Annotated in this window: 11 protein-coding genes; 6 read left to right on the forward strand and 5 right to left on the reverse strand. The window is 62.9% G+C overall.

Annotated features, from left to right (window positions below):
* The first annotated feature begins 229 nt into the window (after window positions 1–229).
* Window positions 230–1810: an iron ABC transporter permease gene (locus EN749_RS18020; RefSeq protein ID WP_164873943.1), complete on the forward strand. Its 1581-nt coding sequence runs from the start codon at window positions 230–232 to the stop codon at window positions 1808–1810.
* A complete protein-coding gene (locus EN749_RS18025) occupies window positions 1807–2889 on the forward strand; it encodes an ABC transporter ATP-binding protein (protein ID WP_127268506.1) in 1083 nt (360 codons plus the stop codon). Before EN749_RS18020 ends, EN749_RS18025 begins: the two co-directional genes overlap by 4 nt.
* Before the next feature lie 129 nt (window positions 2890–3018).
* Here the strand turns inward: EN749_RS18025 and EN749_RS18030 are convergent, their stop codons facing one another.
* The 4 genes from EN749_RS18030 to ugpB all read right to left on the reverse strand — a co-directional run bounded on the left by EN749_RS18030 (window position 3019) and on the right by ugpB (window position 7341).
* The gene (locus tag EN749_RS18030) at window positions 3019–4086 is read right to left on the reverse strand and encodes a sn-glycerol-3-phosphate import ATP-binding protein UgpC (RefSeq protein ID WP_127809206.1); all 1068 of its coding nucleotides are present in this window, start codon (window positions 4084–4086) and stop codon (window positions 3019–3021) included.
* Window positions 4087–4093: 7 nt separating this feature from the next.
* Entirely contained in the window at window positions 4094–4942 is an 849-nt protein-coding gene (gene ugpE, locus EN749_RS18035) for a sn-glycerol-3-phosphate ABC transporter permease UgpE (protein ID WP_127809205.1), read from the reverse strand.
* A 9-nt stretch (window positions 4943–4951) separates the two neighbouring features.
* Entirely contained in the window at window positions 4952–5836 is an 885-nt protein-coding gene (gene ugpA / locus EN749_RS18040; RefSeq protein ID WP_023811118.1) for a sn-glycerol-3-phosphate ABC transporter permease UgpA, read from the reverse strand.
* Between the two features lie 194 nt (window positions 5837–6030).
* Window positions 6031–7341 carry a sn-glycerol-3-phosphate ABC transporter substrate-binding protein UgpB gene (gene ugpB, locus EN749_RS18045; protein WP_127395972.1) on the reverse strand — a complete coding sequence of 437 codons (1311 nt, stop codon included), beginning with the start codon at window positions 7339–7341 and terminating at the stop codon, window positions 6031–6033.
* 360 nt (window positions 7342–7701) lie between these two features.
* Between ugpB and EN749_RS18050 the strand changes: the two genes are divergently transcribed.
* Window positions 7702–10134 carry an EAL domain-containing protein gene (locus tag EN749_RS18050; protein WP_127395971.1) on the forward strand — a complete coding sequence of 811 codons (2433 nt, stop codon included), beginning with the start codon at window positions 7702–7704 and terminating at the stop codon, window positions 10132–10134.
* A gap of 1 nt (window position 10135) precedes the next feature.
* Here EN749_RS18050 and EN749_RS18055 read toward each other — a convergent pair whose 3' ends face one another.
* Window positions 10136–10825 (reverse strand): TlpA disulfide reductase family protein, encoded by a 690-nt coding sequence (locus EN749_RS18055; RefSeq protein WP_127395970.1) that lies wholly within the window; start codon window positions 10823–10825, stop codon window positions 10136–10138.
* A gap of 35 nt (window positions 10826–10860) precedes the next feature.
* Here EN749_RS18055 and argH point away from each other — a divergent pair, with 35 nt between their 5' ends.
* From argH to EN749_RS18070, 3 genes are all read left to right on the forward strand, one after another.
* Entirely contained in the window at window positions 10861–12261 is a 1401-nt protein-coding gene (argH, locus tag EN749_RS18060) for an argininosuccinate lyase (protein WP_127408624.1), read from the forward strand.
* Window positions 12262–12379: 118 nt separating this feature from the next.
* Entirely contained in the window at window positions 12380–12586 is a 207-nt protein-coding gene (locus EN749_RS18065) for a lipoprotein (RefSeq protein ID WP_023811112.1), read from the forward strand.
* Window positions 12587–12649: 63 nt separating this feature from the next.
* A partial coding sequence (locus EN749_RS18070) for a diaminopimelate decarboxylase (RefSeq protein WP_145990938.1) occupies window positions 12650–13472 on the forward strand: 823 nt, incomplete at its 3' end.

Raw genomic sequence — 13472 nt, forward strand, 5'->3', positions numbered from 1 at the left:
GACGCTGAACTCGAAGAAGGTCACCGACCTGATGACGGCAGCCGGCTTGCTTTAGTTGCCATTCGTCCTAAAAGGACACCCGACCACGCTCCCGCGGGAATTCGCCTTCCGCGGGAGTGATTTTGTTTTTCGAGATGGCATTCGTCGATGACGACACGCTGTGTTCCCGACCGCGATCGCGGTCCTTCAATTGCTGCCGCTGGACGGCAACGGCACGGCGTCTGACCTGATGCAGTCCGCGGTCGATCTCGCGCGTTCGGGCCTGCCTTCGGGCACAGGCCGAAGGGCCCGGCGACGCGCACCGCTGTGGCTGGTCCTCGCCGCCATCTTCGTTGCGCTGCTGGCGCTGGTGCCGCTCGCCTTCATCATCTGGATCGCGGTGCAGACCGGCTGGGAAACCGTCTCGGCGCTGGTCTTCCGGCCGCGTGTCGGCGAGCTTCTGGTCAACACTGTCCTGCTGGTCGCGCTCTCGGTGCCGATCACCATCGTGCTGTCGGTTGCGCTGGCCTGGCTGACCGAGCGCAGCGACCTGCCGGGCGACCGGATCTGGTCCTGGCTGTGCGTGGCGCCGCTCGCCATCCCCGCCTTCGTCCACAGCTACGCCTGGATCACCATGGTGCCGGGACTGCACGGCCTGTGGGCCGGCGTGCTGGTTTCCGTTATCGCCTATTTCCCGTTCCTGTATCTGCCGGTGTCGGCGGCATTGCGCCGTCTCGATCCCGCCCTCGAGGACGCCGCCGCCGCACTCGGCCTTGGACCCCGACGCGTGTTCTGGCGGGTCGTGCTGCCGCAATTGCGGCTCGCCATCTGCGGCGGCTCACTGCTGGTCGGCCTGCATCTGCTGGCCGAGTACGGCCTCTATGTCTTCATCCGCTTCGACACCTTCACCACGGCGATCGTCGACCAGTTCCAATCGACCTTCAATGGACCGGCCGCCAACATGCTGGCCGGCGTGCTGGTCAGCTGCTGCTTCGTGCTGCTCGGCCTCGAAGTGCTGGTGCGCGGCGAGGAGCGCTATGCCCGCGTCGGCTCGGGTGCGGCGCGCCATCAGCAACGCGCAAGCCTCGGGCGCGCCACCATTCCGAGCCTGCTCTTGCTTGTCGTCACCACGCTTTTGGCGCTCGGCGTGCCGTTCGTCACCATCGGCGGCTGGCTTGTCGCCGGCGGCGCCGCTGTCTGGCGCCTGGACGAGATCGGCCTGGCGCTTGGGCAGACGCTGTTCCTGGCGCTCGCCGGCGCCTTGCTCGCCACCGTCGCCGCCATGCCGATGGCCTGGATCTCGATCCGCGCCCCGGGGCCATTGCAGCGCCTGCTGGAGGGCTGCAACTACATTGTCGGCTCGTTGCCGGGGGTTGTCATAGCGCTGGCGCTGGTCACCATCACGGTGCGCATCGCGCTGCCGCTCTACCAGACCCTGTTCACCATCCTGGTGGCCTATGCGCTGATGTTCCTGCCACGCGCGCTGGTCAGCTTGCGGGCATCTATCGCGCAGGCACCGGTCGAGCTCGAACGCGCCGCTTCCAGCCTCGGCCGCCCGCCGCTGCAGGCGCTGTGGTCGACGACGATCCGCCTGTCGGCGCCGGGTGCCGCGGCCGGCATGGCGCTGGTGGCGCTCGGCATCATGAACGAACTGACTGCCACCCAGATGCTGGCGCCGAACGGCACCCGCACGCTGGCGATGGCGTTCTGGTCCTACAGCGGCGAGATTGATTATGCCTCCGCGGCACCTTACGCCTTCATCATGGTGGCGATGTCGCTGCCCTTGACCTGGCTGCTCTATGTCCAGTCGAAACGGATGGCCGGACGATGAGCTTTCTCGAAATCGGCGGCCTGCACAAGCAGTACGGCCCGGTGGCCGCCCTTGCCGGCGTCGACCTGAACGTCGCCAGCGGCAGCCGCACGGCGATTGTCGGTCCTTCCGGCTGCGGCAAGACGACCCTGCTGCGGCTGATTGCCGGCTTCGAGGCGCCGGACCAGGGGCACATCACGCTCGACGGTACGATATTGGCCAATGGCGGCGCTGCGGTGCCGGCATATCGGCGAGGCATCGGCGTGGTGGCGCAGGATGGCGCCCTGTTTCCGCATCTGACCATTGGCGACAATATCGGTTTCGGCATGGGTCGCGGCGAGGACAAGCGCACCGAGCGCATCGTCGAGCTCGCCTATATCGTCGGGCTGGACAAGGCGATCCTCAAGCGCCGCCCGCACGAGCTCTCCGGCGGCCAGCAGCAGCGCGTGGCGCTGGCTCGCGCCATGGCGATGAAGCCCCGGCTGATGCTGCTCGACGAGCCGTTCTCGGCACTCGATACCGGCCTGCGCGCCTCGATGCGCAAGGCGGTGGCCGAGCTTCTGGAAGCTGCCGGCATCACTACCATCCTGGTGACGCACGACCAGGCCGAGGCGCTGTCCTTCGCCAGCCAGGTCGCGGTGATGCGCGACGGCAAGTTCTCGCAGATCGGCACGCCGCGCGAGCTCTATCTCAAGCCGAAGGACAGGATGATCGCCGAATTCCTTGGCGACGCCATCATCCTGCCGGCCAAGATATCGGATGGATTCGCCAACTCGCCCCTCGGCCGCATCGCGGTCGACACCAATGACAGCCGCGATATCGCCCGTATCATGCTTCGCCCGGAGCAGATCGCGCTGAAGAGAACGTCGCGCGAGGGCATGTCCGGCACCTCGGACATGCTGTTCGGCGAAGTGACGGAATCCGAATTCGCCGGCTCGATGTGCACGGTCGCGGTGCGGCTCTTGAACAATGCCGATCCGCCCGATGCGGCCGCGATCGGCAACACGCCGCTGGTCCTGCGCAAACCGGGCATGGACGCGCCGGCGGTCGGCGAGATCGTCCGGCTGACCGTATCGGGAAAGGCGCATGTCTTCGCCTGAACACCGTATGCTGGAGCAATTCTAGGAAACTGTGAAGCGGTTTTCCGTCTGGAATTGCGTCAAAACAAAGAGTTAGAGCAGCTCGCCGTTTCCGTGAAACGGTGAAACGCTCTGGGCATATCTTTTGGATTAGCCGACGCGCTTTCCTGTCTGATCGAACCAGTGCAGCTTTTCTGCCTTGGCAACCACGCGCAATTGGTTGCCAACCGTGGCGGTGGCGCGACCCGCGACACGCACGACGATACGGTTGCCGCCTGCCGCACAGTGAAGGAAACTTTCGGCGCCTACCGGTTCGACTGCCTCGACCAGCGCCGGCAGGACGAGGGCGCCGGGCGGCGCTTCCGCATTGAAGGTGACGTCGGCATCCTCGGGCCGAAAACCGAGGGTCGCAGCTCTTGCCTCCCGAGGTGCGAAAGCGATCGCCGTGCCGTCTGCGAGCACCGCGCCCGAGGCGCTTTCGGTCAGTGCCAGGAGATTCATCGGCGGCGCGCCAATGAAGGAAGCGACGAAGGTCGAGGCCGGCCTTTCATAGATGTCGAGCGGCGCCCCCATTTGCTCGACCAGTCCGCCGTTCATGACGACGAGGATGTCGGCCAACGTCATCGCCTCGAGCTGGTCATGCGTGACATAGACCGACGTGACGCCAAGCGAGCGTTGCAGGTTCTTTATCTCGACGCGCATCTGGCCACGCAATTTGGCATCGAGATTGGAGAGCGGCTCGTCGAACAGGAAAACCCTCGGGTTGCGCACAATGGCACGACCCATGGCGACACGCTGGCGCTGGCCGCCGGAAAGCTCGCGCGGGCGGCGGTCGAGCAGCGCCGAAAGTTCGAGTATTTTCGCCGTCGCGCGGACCCGGCTGTCGATCTCATCTTTCGGCGTGCCGCGGTTGCGCAGCCCATAGGCCATGTTGTCGTAGACTTTCATATGCGGATAGAGCGCATAGTTCTGGAACACCATGGCGATGTCCCGCTCGGTCGGACCGATTGAGTTTACGATCTTGCCGTCGATCGCAACTGTTCCCGAGGAGATGGTTTCGAGCCCGGCGATCATCCTGAGCAGCGTGGACTTGCCGCAGCCCGATGGGCCGACCAGCACGCAAAGCTGCCTGTCGGGAACTGCGATTGAAACGCCCTTCACGGCCTCGAAACCGCTGGGGTAGACCTTCTTCACATCCTTCAGATCGACGGTCGCCATCAGCTTCTCACTTTTCGGAATCGACCAGGCCGCGAACGAACCAGCGCTGCATCAGCACCACGACCAGGATCGGTGGCACGATGGCCAGCATCGCTGTGACCATGACCAGGTGCCATTGCGTGTCGGCATCGGCGAAGGAGACCATCTTTCTCAACGCGATAACGATCGTGTTCATGTTGCTGCTGTTGGTGACGAGCAACGGCCACAGATACTGTGTCCAGCCATAAATGAAGAGGATGACGAACAGCGCCGCGATGTTTGTCCGCGACAGCGGCAACAGGATATCGAAGAAGAAGCGCCACGGCCCCGCACCATCAACACGCGCCGCCTCCACCAGTTCACCTGGAATGGTCATGAAAAACTGTCGAAACAGCAATGTGGCGGTGGCGGAGGCGATCAGCGGGATAATCAGGCCGGCATAGGTGTCGATCATGCCGAGATCGACCATCACCTTGTAGGTCGGCAGGATGCGCACCTCGACGGGAAGCATCAAGGTGACGAAGATCAGCCAGAAGAAGGTCATGCGCAGCGGAAAGCGGAAAAATACGATCGCGTAGGCCGACAGGATCGAGATGAAGATCTTTCCCACCGCGATGCCGAGCGCCATGATCGTCGTGTTGAGCAGCAGCCTGCCGACGCTGACGCCGCCGATACGGCCGACACCGCCGAACAGCGCTTCGGTGTAATTGTTCCAGAACTGATCGCCGGGCAGGAGCGGCAATGGCGGCCTGAGGATCGTTTGCAGCGTCTGCGTCGAGGCAACGAACGTGTAGTAGATCGGGAAAGCAACGATCAATATGCCGAGGATCAGCACGGCGTGGGCGATGACGGTGCGGAGCGGTGACTGGCCGATCATCGCTCGCCCTCAGCCGTAATGGACTTTGCGTTCCACATAGCGGAACTGGATGGCCGTGAGCGAGATGACGATGACCATCAGGATGACCGACTGCGCCGCCGAGTCACCGAGGATCAGATTGACGAAGCCGTCATTGTAGACCTTGTAGACCAGCGTTTCAGTCGTCTTGCCCGGACCGCCCCCGGTGACGGCATGGACGATGCCGAACGTGTCGAACAGGGCATAGACGGTGTTGACGACCAGCAGGAAGAAGGTCGTCGGCGCAAGCAGCGGGAAGACGATGGTCCAGAATCGCTTGGTCTCGCCGGCGCCGTCCATGGCCGCCGCCTCGATCAAGGCTTTCGGCACCGCCTGCAGGCCGGCGACGAAGAACAGGAAATTGTAGCTGATCTGCTTCCAGGCAGCGGCGGACACCAGCAGGATCATGGCGTGGGTGCCGTTGAGCAGTGGATCCCAGGCGATGCCGAAACTTCTCAGCATGTAGGCCAGCGACCCGATCGACGGGTTGAAGAGGAACAGCCACAGCATACCGGCGATCGCCGGCGCCACCGCGTAGGGCCAGATCAAGAGCGTGCGGTAGAGACCTTTGCCGCGCACCACCTTCTCTGCCATGACCGCGAGCAAGAGCGCCACGCACATGGCAACGATGGCGGTCGCAAGGGAAAACACCACCGTGACCTTGATCGAGTTCAGGTAGGCCGGATCGGCAAGCACTTTCCTGAAATTGGCGAACCAGACGAACTTGGTCCTCAGTCCGAACGGATCCTGCCTGAGCATGGATTGGTAGAACGCCTGACCGGCCGGCCAGTAGAAAAACACGAGCGTGATGGCCAGTTGCGGCGCCACCAGCAGGTAGGGAAGGATCTTGTTGGGAAACACGACGCGAGGGGTCATGGAGCCACTCCGAGGTGATGAGGCGGGCGGCACGATGTGGCATCCCTCTTCGCCAAGATGGCTTTGATGAGCGTTTCGGATTGGGCTTCATCGACCGTTGGCGAAATCGCAAGCGACGGCAAAACTCCCCTCGCCGAGGGGAGATGCCTGGCAGGACAGGTGGATGCGCCGTAGAGCAAGGACCTGCGCTCGCTCTAATTCCCCAGCGCTTCCTTGATCGCCGCATTGCCACGCGTAACCGCATTGTCGAGCGCCTGCTGCGCGGTTTGCTGGCCGGCGAGCATCTTTTCGAACTCCTCGTTCTGGATATCGCGCACCTGCGGCAGGTTCGGCAGACGTACGCCCTTGGAATTGTCGGTTGGCGCCTTACCCGTCATCTGCAGGATCGGGGTCTCGCGACCGACGTTCTTGTCATAGAAACCGGACTTCTTGGTCGCTTCATAGGCGGCAAGCGTTACCGGCAGATAACCCGACTTCTGGTGCAGGTATTCTTGCACCTCGGTCTTCGACAGGTAGGCGAAGAAGGCCGCGACGCCCTTGTATTCCTCGTCGGATTTATCAGCGAAAACCCACAGGCTGGCGCCACCCGGCGTCGTGTTCTGCGGTGCGCCCTTGGCGTCGCTGTCATAGGGCAATTGGCCGATGCCGTAATTCATGCCGGACTTGACGATATCGCCAAGGCCGCCGGAGGATTCGGTCATGATCCCGCATTCGCCGGCGAGGAAGATCTGCTTGGCTTCGGAGGTGCGGCCGCCATATTTGAAAGTGCCGTCCTTGGCGAGGTCCGCCAGCGCCTGGAAGTGGTTGACGAAAATCGGCGCATTGATCTTGAGCTCGACATCGCCGCCGGCCAGACCGTTCTGCTGGGTGGCCCATGACACGTCATTCCAGGCCGCGAAATTCTCCAGATGGATCCAGGTCAGCCAGGTCGAGGTGTAGCCGCAGGCGGCCGCGCCGCTCGCCTTGATCTTCTTGGCATCTTCCCACACCTCGTTCCAGGTCTTGGGCGGGCTGTCGACGTCGAGACCAGCCTTCTTGAAGATATCCTTGTTGTAATAAAGGATCGGCGAGGAGGAGTTGTAGGGGAAGGAGAGCATGGTGCCGTCCGGCTTCGAATAATAGCCGACTATGCCTGGCAGATACTGGCTCTTGTCGAAGGTCATTCCAGCGCTGGTCAACACATCGGCTGCCGGCTTGATTGCGCCTTCGGCTGCCATCATCACGCCGGTGCCGACGTCGAACACCTGCATAATGTCGGGCGCCTGGCCGGCACGGTAGGCGGCGATGCCGGCATTCAGCGTCTCGGGATACGTGCCTTTGAACACCGGAACAAGTTCATAGTCGCTCTGGCTGGCATTGAAATCTTTGGAGATCTTGTCGACAACTTCGGCATTGGCGCCAGTCATGGCGTGCCACCAACTGATCTGCGTGACAGCAAAAGCGGAGGTTGAGGAAAGCATCATAAAGGTAGCGGCAACACCGGCCGCGAAGCCGAAGGACTTCATGTTTCATCTCCCGTTTGTCATTGGCGAAAGGGGGCACTCCCGCAAAGGCAATATGTGTCGCTCGTGACAATCAGACAACGGTTTTGTTGCAGATCGACGAACTTCGCCCTTTACCCAACGCCACCCTCGCCTCCGCTTGGACGCATGGAAAGCCACACGGCTAGCCGGCTTAGCGAGACGACGAGCGCCAGGAACTGCCGTCGGAACTGCCAAGCTAGCTTTCGGGGTGGCAGCCTTGATTGCAGCCGCTGCAACCCGAAGAGACACGCCAAGGTTGCAGGCGACTTTATCGATCCCTCAACGGCAAAGCGCTACTCAATCCTGCTGCCCTGTTTATTTCCAAAGATCAGGTGAAATAAAATGCTGACGGTCTACAATTGTATCGTCAACGAACACGATCTGAGACTGGTCGCACTCGCCGCGCTGATCTGCGGAATTTCCTGTTTCTCTGCCGTCAACCTGCTTCATCACATAAGCCGCTCCACCGATCGGAACCGGCTTGCCTGGCTGATGATCGCGGCCACTTCGACCGGCTTCGGCATCTGGGCAACGCACTTCATCGCCATGCTCGCATTCACACCGGGCATACCCAGTGCTTACGATCCCGCACTTTCCGTGCTTTCGCTCGCTGCTTCGGTCACTCTGACGGCAGCCGGCATGTGGATCGCCACCTTGCGGAATGAGTTCGACTATCATCTCGTCGGCGGCGCCGTGCTGGGCGGCGGTATCGCGGCCATGCACTACATCGGTATGGCGGCGTTCGAGGTTCAGGGCCGCATCGAGTGGAACCTGTTGCTTGTCGCCATTTCCCTTCTGGCCGGCGTAACGCTCGCGGCGCTGGCGCTGCGTGTCGTGCAGCGCCGTCCCTCCTTGAAGGCGACATCCGGCGGCGCGGTGCTGCTGACGCTGGCGATCTGCACCTTGCATTTCATCGGTATGGGTGCCGTCTCGATCTTCCCCGATCCCTCGATCGTCATATCCGAATACACGATCGAGCCGACCTCGCAGGCTTTTGCGGCCGCCGCCGCCACACTGGTGATCCTGGTTCTGTCGGCATCGGCGCTGTGGATCGATTTGCGCTTCCGTCGCCAGAAGCTCGAGGTAGACCGCATGCACGGTCTGGCCAATGCCGCCGTGGAGGGGCTGATCGTCTGCGACGGCCACCGCATCATCAGTGCCAATGACAGCATGGCGACATTGACGGGCATCGCAACAGCGACGCTGAACGGAATGCAGCTTGGCGATCTCTTCGGATCCGATATGTCGGGCTTCGGCGAACAGCCGCAGGAGGCCGAATTGAGCGGCCGCGATGGCACGAGCATTCCTGTCGAGCTGATCGCCAGGAGCATCGACTATTGTGGCAAGCCTCACAACGTGGTTGCGGTCCGCGACATTCGCGAGCGCAAGAAGGCGGAACAGGAGATCCTGCGGCTTGCCCATTTCGATCCATTGACCGGACTGGCCAATCGCCGCAGCTTTTCCGGCCGGCTGGAGACGGAAATTGCTGCGATGGGCCGGACCAGGAAAGGCGGCCAGCTTGCGCTTCTGCTGCTCGATCTCGACCGGTTCAAGGAGGTCAACGACCTGTATGGGCACGGCGCGGGCGACGCCATGCTGCAGAAGGTTGCGCACTGCGTTACCGGCATTCTTCGCCAAGGACAGATGGTGGCGCGGCTGGGCGGCGATGAGTTCGCCATCATCGCGCCGAACCTGACCGACCCGTTGGAGGCGGGCCGTATCGCCAACACCGTGCTGACCGCCATGCGCGAGGAAAACCGGCTTTCTGTCGGCGGCGGCCTTGTGTCGGCAAGCATCGGCATTGCGCTGTATCCATCGGATGCCGAAAACCAGGCCAGCCTGATAAGCCACGCCGATACGGCGCTCTACCGGGCCAAGACCGAAGGCAAGGACACCTACCGCTATTTCGAAGCTTCGATGGGGGCCGAGGCCCGCGACAAGCGCGTGATGGAGCACGAACTGCGCCAGGCGGTCGCACGCCAGGAGTTCTACCTCGTCTACCAGCCGCAGAAAGAGATCAGCAGCGGAAAGATGGTCGGCTTCGAAGCCCTGGTCCGCTGGCGGCATCCGACGCGCGGCGACGTCTCGCCGAGCATATTCATCCCGGTCGCCGAAGACAGCGGCGCCATTGGCCAGATTGGCGAATGGGTGCTGACGGCCGCCTGCGAGGAAGCCGCCCGCTGGGAAAATCCGCTGACGGTGGCCGTCAACGTTTCGGCGGTGCAGCTCCACAACACGAATTTCAGCCGCGAGGTCCACGAAACCTTGCTGAATTCCGGCCTGGCGCCCGGCAGGCTCGAGCTTGAGATCACCGAGACGGCGCTTGTCAAGGACATGCCGCGGGCATTGGCCACCTTGCGGCAGGTCAAGGCGCTAGGCGTGCGCGTCGCCATGGACGATTTTGGAACCGGCTATTCCTCGCTCTCCAACCTTCGCGCCTTTCCCTTCGACAAGATCAAGATCGATGGCTCATTCATCAAGTCCGTCGACAAGAACGGCCAGGTCGCGGCGATCGTGCGCGCCGTCCTGGGACTTGGACGCGGGCTCGGCCTGCCGGTTCTGGCGGAGGGTGTCGAGACGCTCGGCGAACTGAAGTTCCTGGACGCCGAAGCCTGCGAGATCGGCCAGGGCTACTATATCGGCAAGCCGGCTCTCATCGAGGAATTCGGCGATCTGACCGGCGTCGTCGCACCCGCTGTCGGCAGCAAACCCGCCAGCCTGCGCGACAGAAGCGTTCTGGCCTTCGCGCCCGCACCCGCGCTAGCCACACGCTAGACTACAGGCTCTCGGGCTTGAGTGCCGTCTCGACCAGCCGCCTGGCGTCCGGCCCCGACCATTCGGCCGGGCCGTTCATGTGGGCGATCAGGCAGCCCTCGCCGTCGATCAGCATGGTGACGGGAAGGCCTAGCGCCAAGCCGCGCTTCTTGAGGTCGTTGAACAGCGTCATCGTCGAATCCCGGTAATAGCCGAGCGTCGCGACGCCGGTATCGCTGAGGAACTTCTTCGGCTTCACATCGTCGCCGGCATCGACGTTGACGGCGACCACTTCAAAGGAGTCGCTGCCCTTTTCCTTCTGCAGCGCATCGAGCGCCGGCATTTCGGCACGGCACGGCGCGCACCATGTCGCCCACAGATTGAGCAGCACCGTCTTGCCGGCATGATCGGCAAGCGTCATCGGCTTGCCGTCCGGACCATTGAAGGCAAGGCTCTTCATGGATTGAGGCGGATCGGCCGGCAAAAGTGCCGCAACCTCACCGGTGGCCGACGCCGCGACTTTCTTGGCGCGGTCGCTCTTGGCCGCGCAAGTCACGTCGTCCCTGCTGTCACCCACGGCAGCTTGTGCCGGTGCATTGTTGCCAGACCGGCTCTCGCTGACATATACCGCGACCGCGCCGGCCAGCGCGCCCGCCACCAAGGCGGCGAGGATCAGGCGCGGGGCCGGGAAGAATCTACTACCGTCTGCCATTTTCTCAAAACTGCTCCGAAGCACGGGTTATAGCCATGAGCGACAAGAAAACCAGCAACCAGATGTGGGGCGGACGTTTTGCCTCGGGTCCGGCCGCGATCATGGAAGCGATCAACGCGTCTATCTCCTTCGACCGCAAACTCTATGCGCAGGACATCAAAGGCTCGATCGCCCATAGCGAGATGCTGGCGCAAACGGGCATTATTTCGGCGGCCGACCAAGAAAAAATCGCTGACGGGCTGAACACGATCCTGAAAGAGATCGAGGCCGGCAGCTTCGAGTTTTCGACACGGCTCGAAGACATCCACATGAACATCGAGGCGCGCCTCGCCGATCTGATCGGCCCGGCGGCCGGCCGGCTGCACACCGCCCGCTCGCGCAATGATCAAGTCGCGGTCGATTTGCGGCTGTGGGTCAAGGATGAATGCTTTCGCGTCGCCGAGGCGTTGAAAGGGCTGATCGAGGCGCTGCTGGAGCGGGCCGAGGAGCATGCCGCGACCGTGATGCCGGGCTTTACCCATATGCAGGCGGCCCAGCCGGTGACCTTCGGCCATCACTGCATGGCCTATGTCGAGATGTTTTCGCGCGACCTGTCGCGCGTGCGCGATGCGATCGAGCGGATGGATGAAAGCCCGCTCGGTGCCGCGGCCCTCGCCGGCACCAGCTTCCCGATCGACCGTCACCGGACCGCCAAGGCGCTCGGCTTCCGCGAGCCGATGCGCAATTCGCTCGACAGCGTCTCGGATCGCGATTTCGCGCTCGAGTTCCTCGGCGTGGCGGCGATCTGCGCCACGCATCTGTCACGGCTGGCCGAAGAGATCATCATCTGGTCGACGCCGCAGTTCGGCTTCGTCAGGCTGTCGGACTCGTTTTCCACCGGCTCCTCCATCATGCCGCAGAAGAAGAACCCCGATGCCGCCGAACTGGTGCGCGGCAAGACCGGCCGCGTCACCGGTCATCTGGTCGGCCTGCTGACGGTGATGAAGGGCATGCCTTTGACCTATGGCAAGGATATGCAGGAAGACAAGGAATCGGTGTTCGACGCCGCCGAGACGCTCGACCTGATGCTGGCGGCGATGACCGGCATGGTCTCGGACATGACGGTCAACGCTGCCGCAATGAAGAAGGCCGCCGGCTCCGGCCACGCGACAGCAACCGACCTTGCCGACTGGCTGGTGCGCACGCTCGGCCTGCCGTTCCGCGAGGCGCATCATGTCACCGGCCGGGCGGTGGCGCTGGCCGAAGACAGGAAGGTGGGGCTGGAGAAGCTTTCACTGGAGGATTTGCAGTCGATCAATTCCGGCATCACGGCCGACATATTTTCGGTGCTGGCGGTGCAGAACTCGGTCAAGAGCCGCACCAGTTTCGGCGGCACGGCGCCGTCGGAAGTGAGGAAGCAGATCCGTGCCTGGAAAAAGCGACTGGCGAAAGCGTAATGCCGGATATTGCGAGCAGTAATATCCCGGATATTGCGACGGGCAATATCTCGGGGTGCAATGCGCCGAGAACTCGGCTAAAAGCGGCGGCTGACAAACGTTTCGGACGGATGGATCGATGACCGGAAGCAGGATTTTGGTGACGCTGACGCTGCTGGTTGCGATCGCGGCCGTTTCGGCCTGCGGCAGGAGGGGCGCTCTCGACACGCCCTATGAGGCGGCCGTGCAGGCGCGCAAGGATGCCTCAAAGGCCCACCAGCCCGTGCCGCCGGAGCCGGAAAAACCGGTCAAGGACAAGAAATTCATCCTCGACCCGCTGATCTAGAGCCGACGAGAGCCGGGCCTTTCAACCCGATCTCATCGCGCCCCAACTTCCGGAACCACTCTCGTGAACCATTTCGACTACCGCGACGGCGTGCTCCATGCCGAGGACGTGGCGATCCCCGACATCGCCGCACAGATCGGCACGCCATTCTACTGCTATTCGACGGCGACCCTGACCAGGCACTACCGGGTGTTTGCCCAGTCCTTTGCAGGGCTGGACGCGCTGGTCTGCTACGCCATGAAGGCCAATTCCAACCAGGCCGTCCTGCGGACGCTGGCCAAGCTCGGCGCCGGCGCCGACGTGGTTTCGGAAGGTGAATTGCGCCGGGCGCTCGCCGCCGGCATTCCGGCCGGCAAGATCCTGTTTTCGGGCGTCGGCAAGACCGCGCGCGAAATGGACTTTGCCCTTGCTGCCGGCATCCTTTGCTTCAACGTCGAATCCGAGCCTGAACTCGAGCTGTTGTCGGCGCGAGCCACCGCCCTTGGCAAGGTGGCGTCGATCTCGCTGCGCATCAATCCCGACGTCGACGCCAAGACCCACAAGAAGATCTCCACCGGCAAGGCCGAGAACAAGTTCGGCATCCCGTGGCAGCGGGCGCGGCAGGTTTATGCCCGCGCGGCAAAGCTTCCCGGCATCAGGATCACCGGCATCGATACCCATATCGGCAGCCAGATCACCGAGCTGCAGCCCTTCGACGATGCCTTCGCCCTGCTTGTCGATCTCGTCGGCGCGCTGCGGGCGGACGGCCATGCCATCGAGCATATCGATGTCGGCGGCGGGCTCGGCATTCCCTACCGCATCGACAACAACCCGCCGCCGCTGCCCGACGCCTATGCCCAGATCGTCAGGAAGCATGTCACCAAGCTCGGGCTGAAGGTGATGTTCG

Origin of the sequence: Mesorhizobium sp. M7A.F.Ca.ET.027.02.1.1, assembly GCF_004022985.1 — a bacterium.
GTDB lineage: Bacteria > Pseudomonadota > Alphaproteobacteria > Rhizobiales > Rhizobiaceae > Mesorhizobium.

What these genes read in the sequence shown, in the direction of transcription:
- ugpB (WP_127395972.1), bottom strand. Translation starts at nt 7,341, where the DNA reads ATGAAGTCCTTCGGCTTCGCGGCCGGTGTTGCCGCTACCTTTATGATG.
- EN749_RS18030 (WP_127809206.1), bottom strand. Translation starts at nt 4,086, where the DNA reads ATGGCGACCGTCGATCTGAAGGATGTGAAGAAGGTCTACCCCAGCGGT.
- EN749_RS18065 (WP_023811112.1), top strand. Translation starts at nt 12,380, where the DNA reads ATGACCGGAAGCAGGATTTTGGTGACGCTGACGCTGCTGGTTGCGATC.
- EN749_RS18025 (WP_127268506.1), top strand. Translation starts at nt 1,807, where the DNA reads ATGAGCTTTCTCGAAATCGGCGGCCTGCACAAGCAGTACGGCCCGGTG.
- ugpE (WP_127809205.1), bottom strand. Translation starts at nt 4,942, where the DNA reads ATGATCGGCCAGTCACCGCTCCGCACCGTCATCGCCCACGCCGTGCTG.
- ugpA (WP_023811118.1), bottom strand. Translation starts at nt 5,836, where the DNA reads ATGACCCCTCGCGTCGTGTTTCCCAACAAGATCCTTCCCTACCTGCTG.
- argH (WP_127408624.1), top strand. Translation starts at nt 10,861, where the DNA reads ATGAGCGACAAGAAAACCAGCAACCAGATGTGGGGCGGACGTTTTGCC.
- EN749_RS18050 (WP_127395971.1), top strand. Translation starts at nt 7,702, where the DNA reads ATGCTGACGGTCTACAATTGTATCGTCAACGAACACGATCTGAGACTG.
- EN749_RS18020 (WP_164873943.1), top strand. Translation starts at nt 230, where the DNA reads ATGCAGTCCGCGGTCGATCTCGCGCGTTCGGGCCTGCCTTCGGGCACA.
- EN749_RS18055 (WP_127395970.1), bottom strand. Translation starts at nt 10,825, where the DNA reads ATGGCAGACGGTAGTAGATTCTTCCCGGCCCCGCGCCTGATCCTCGCC.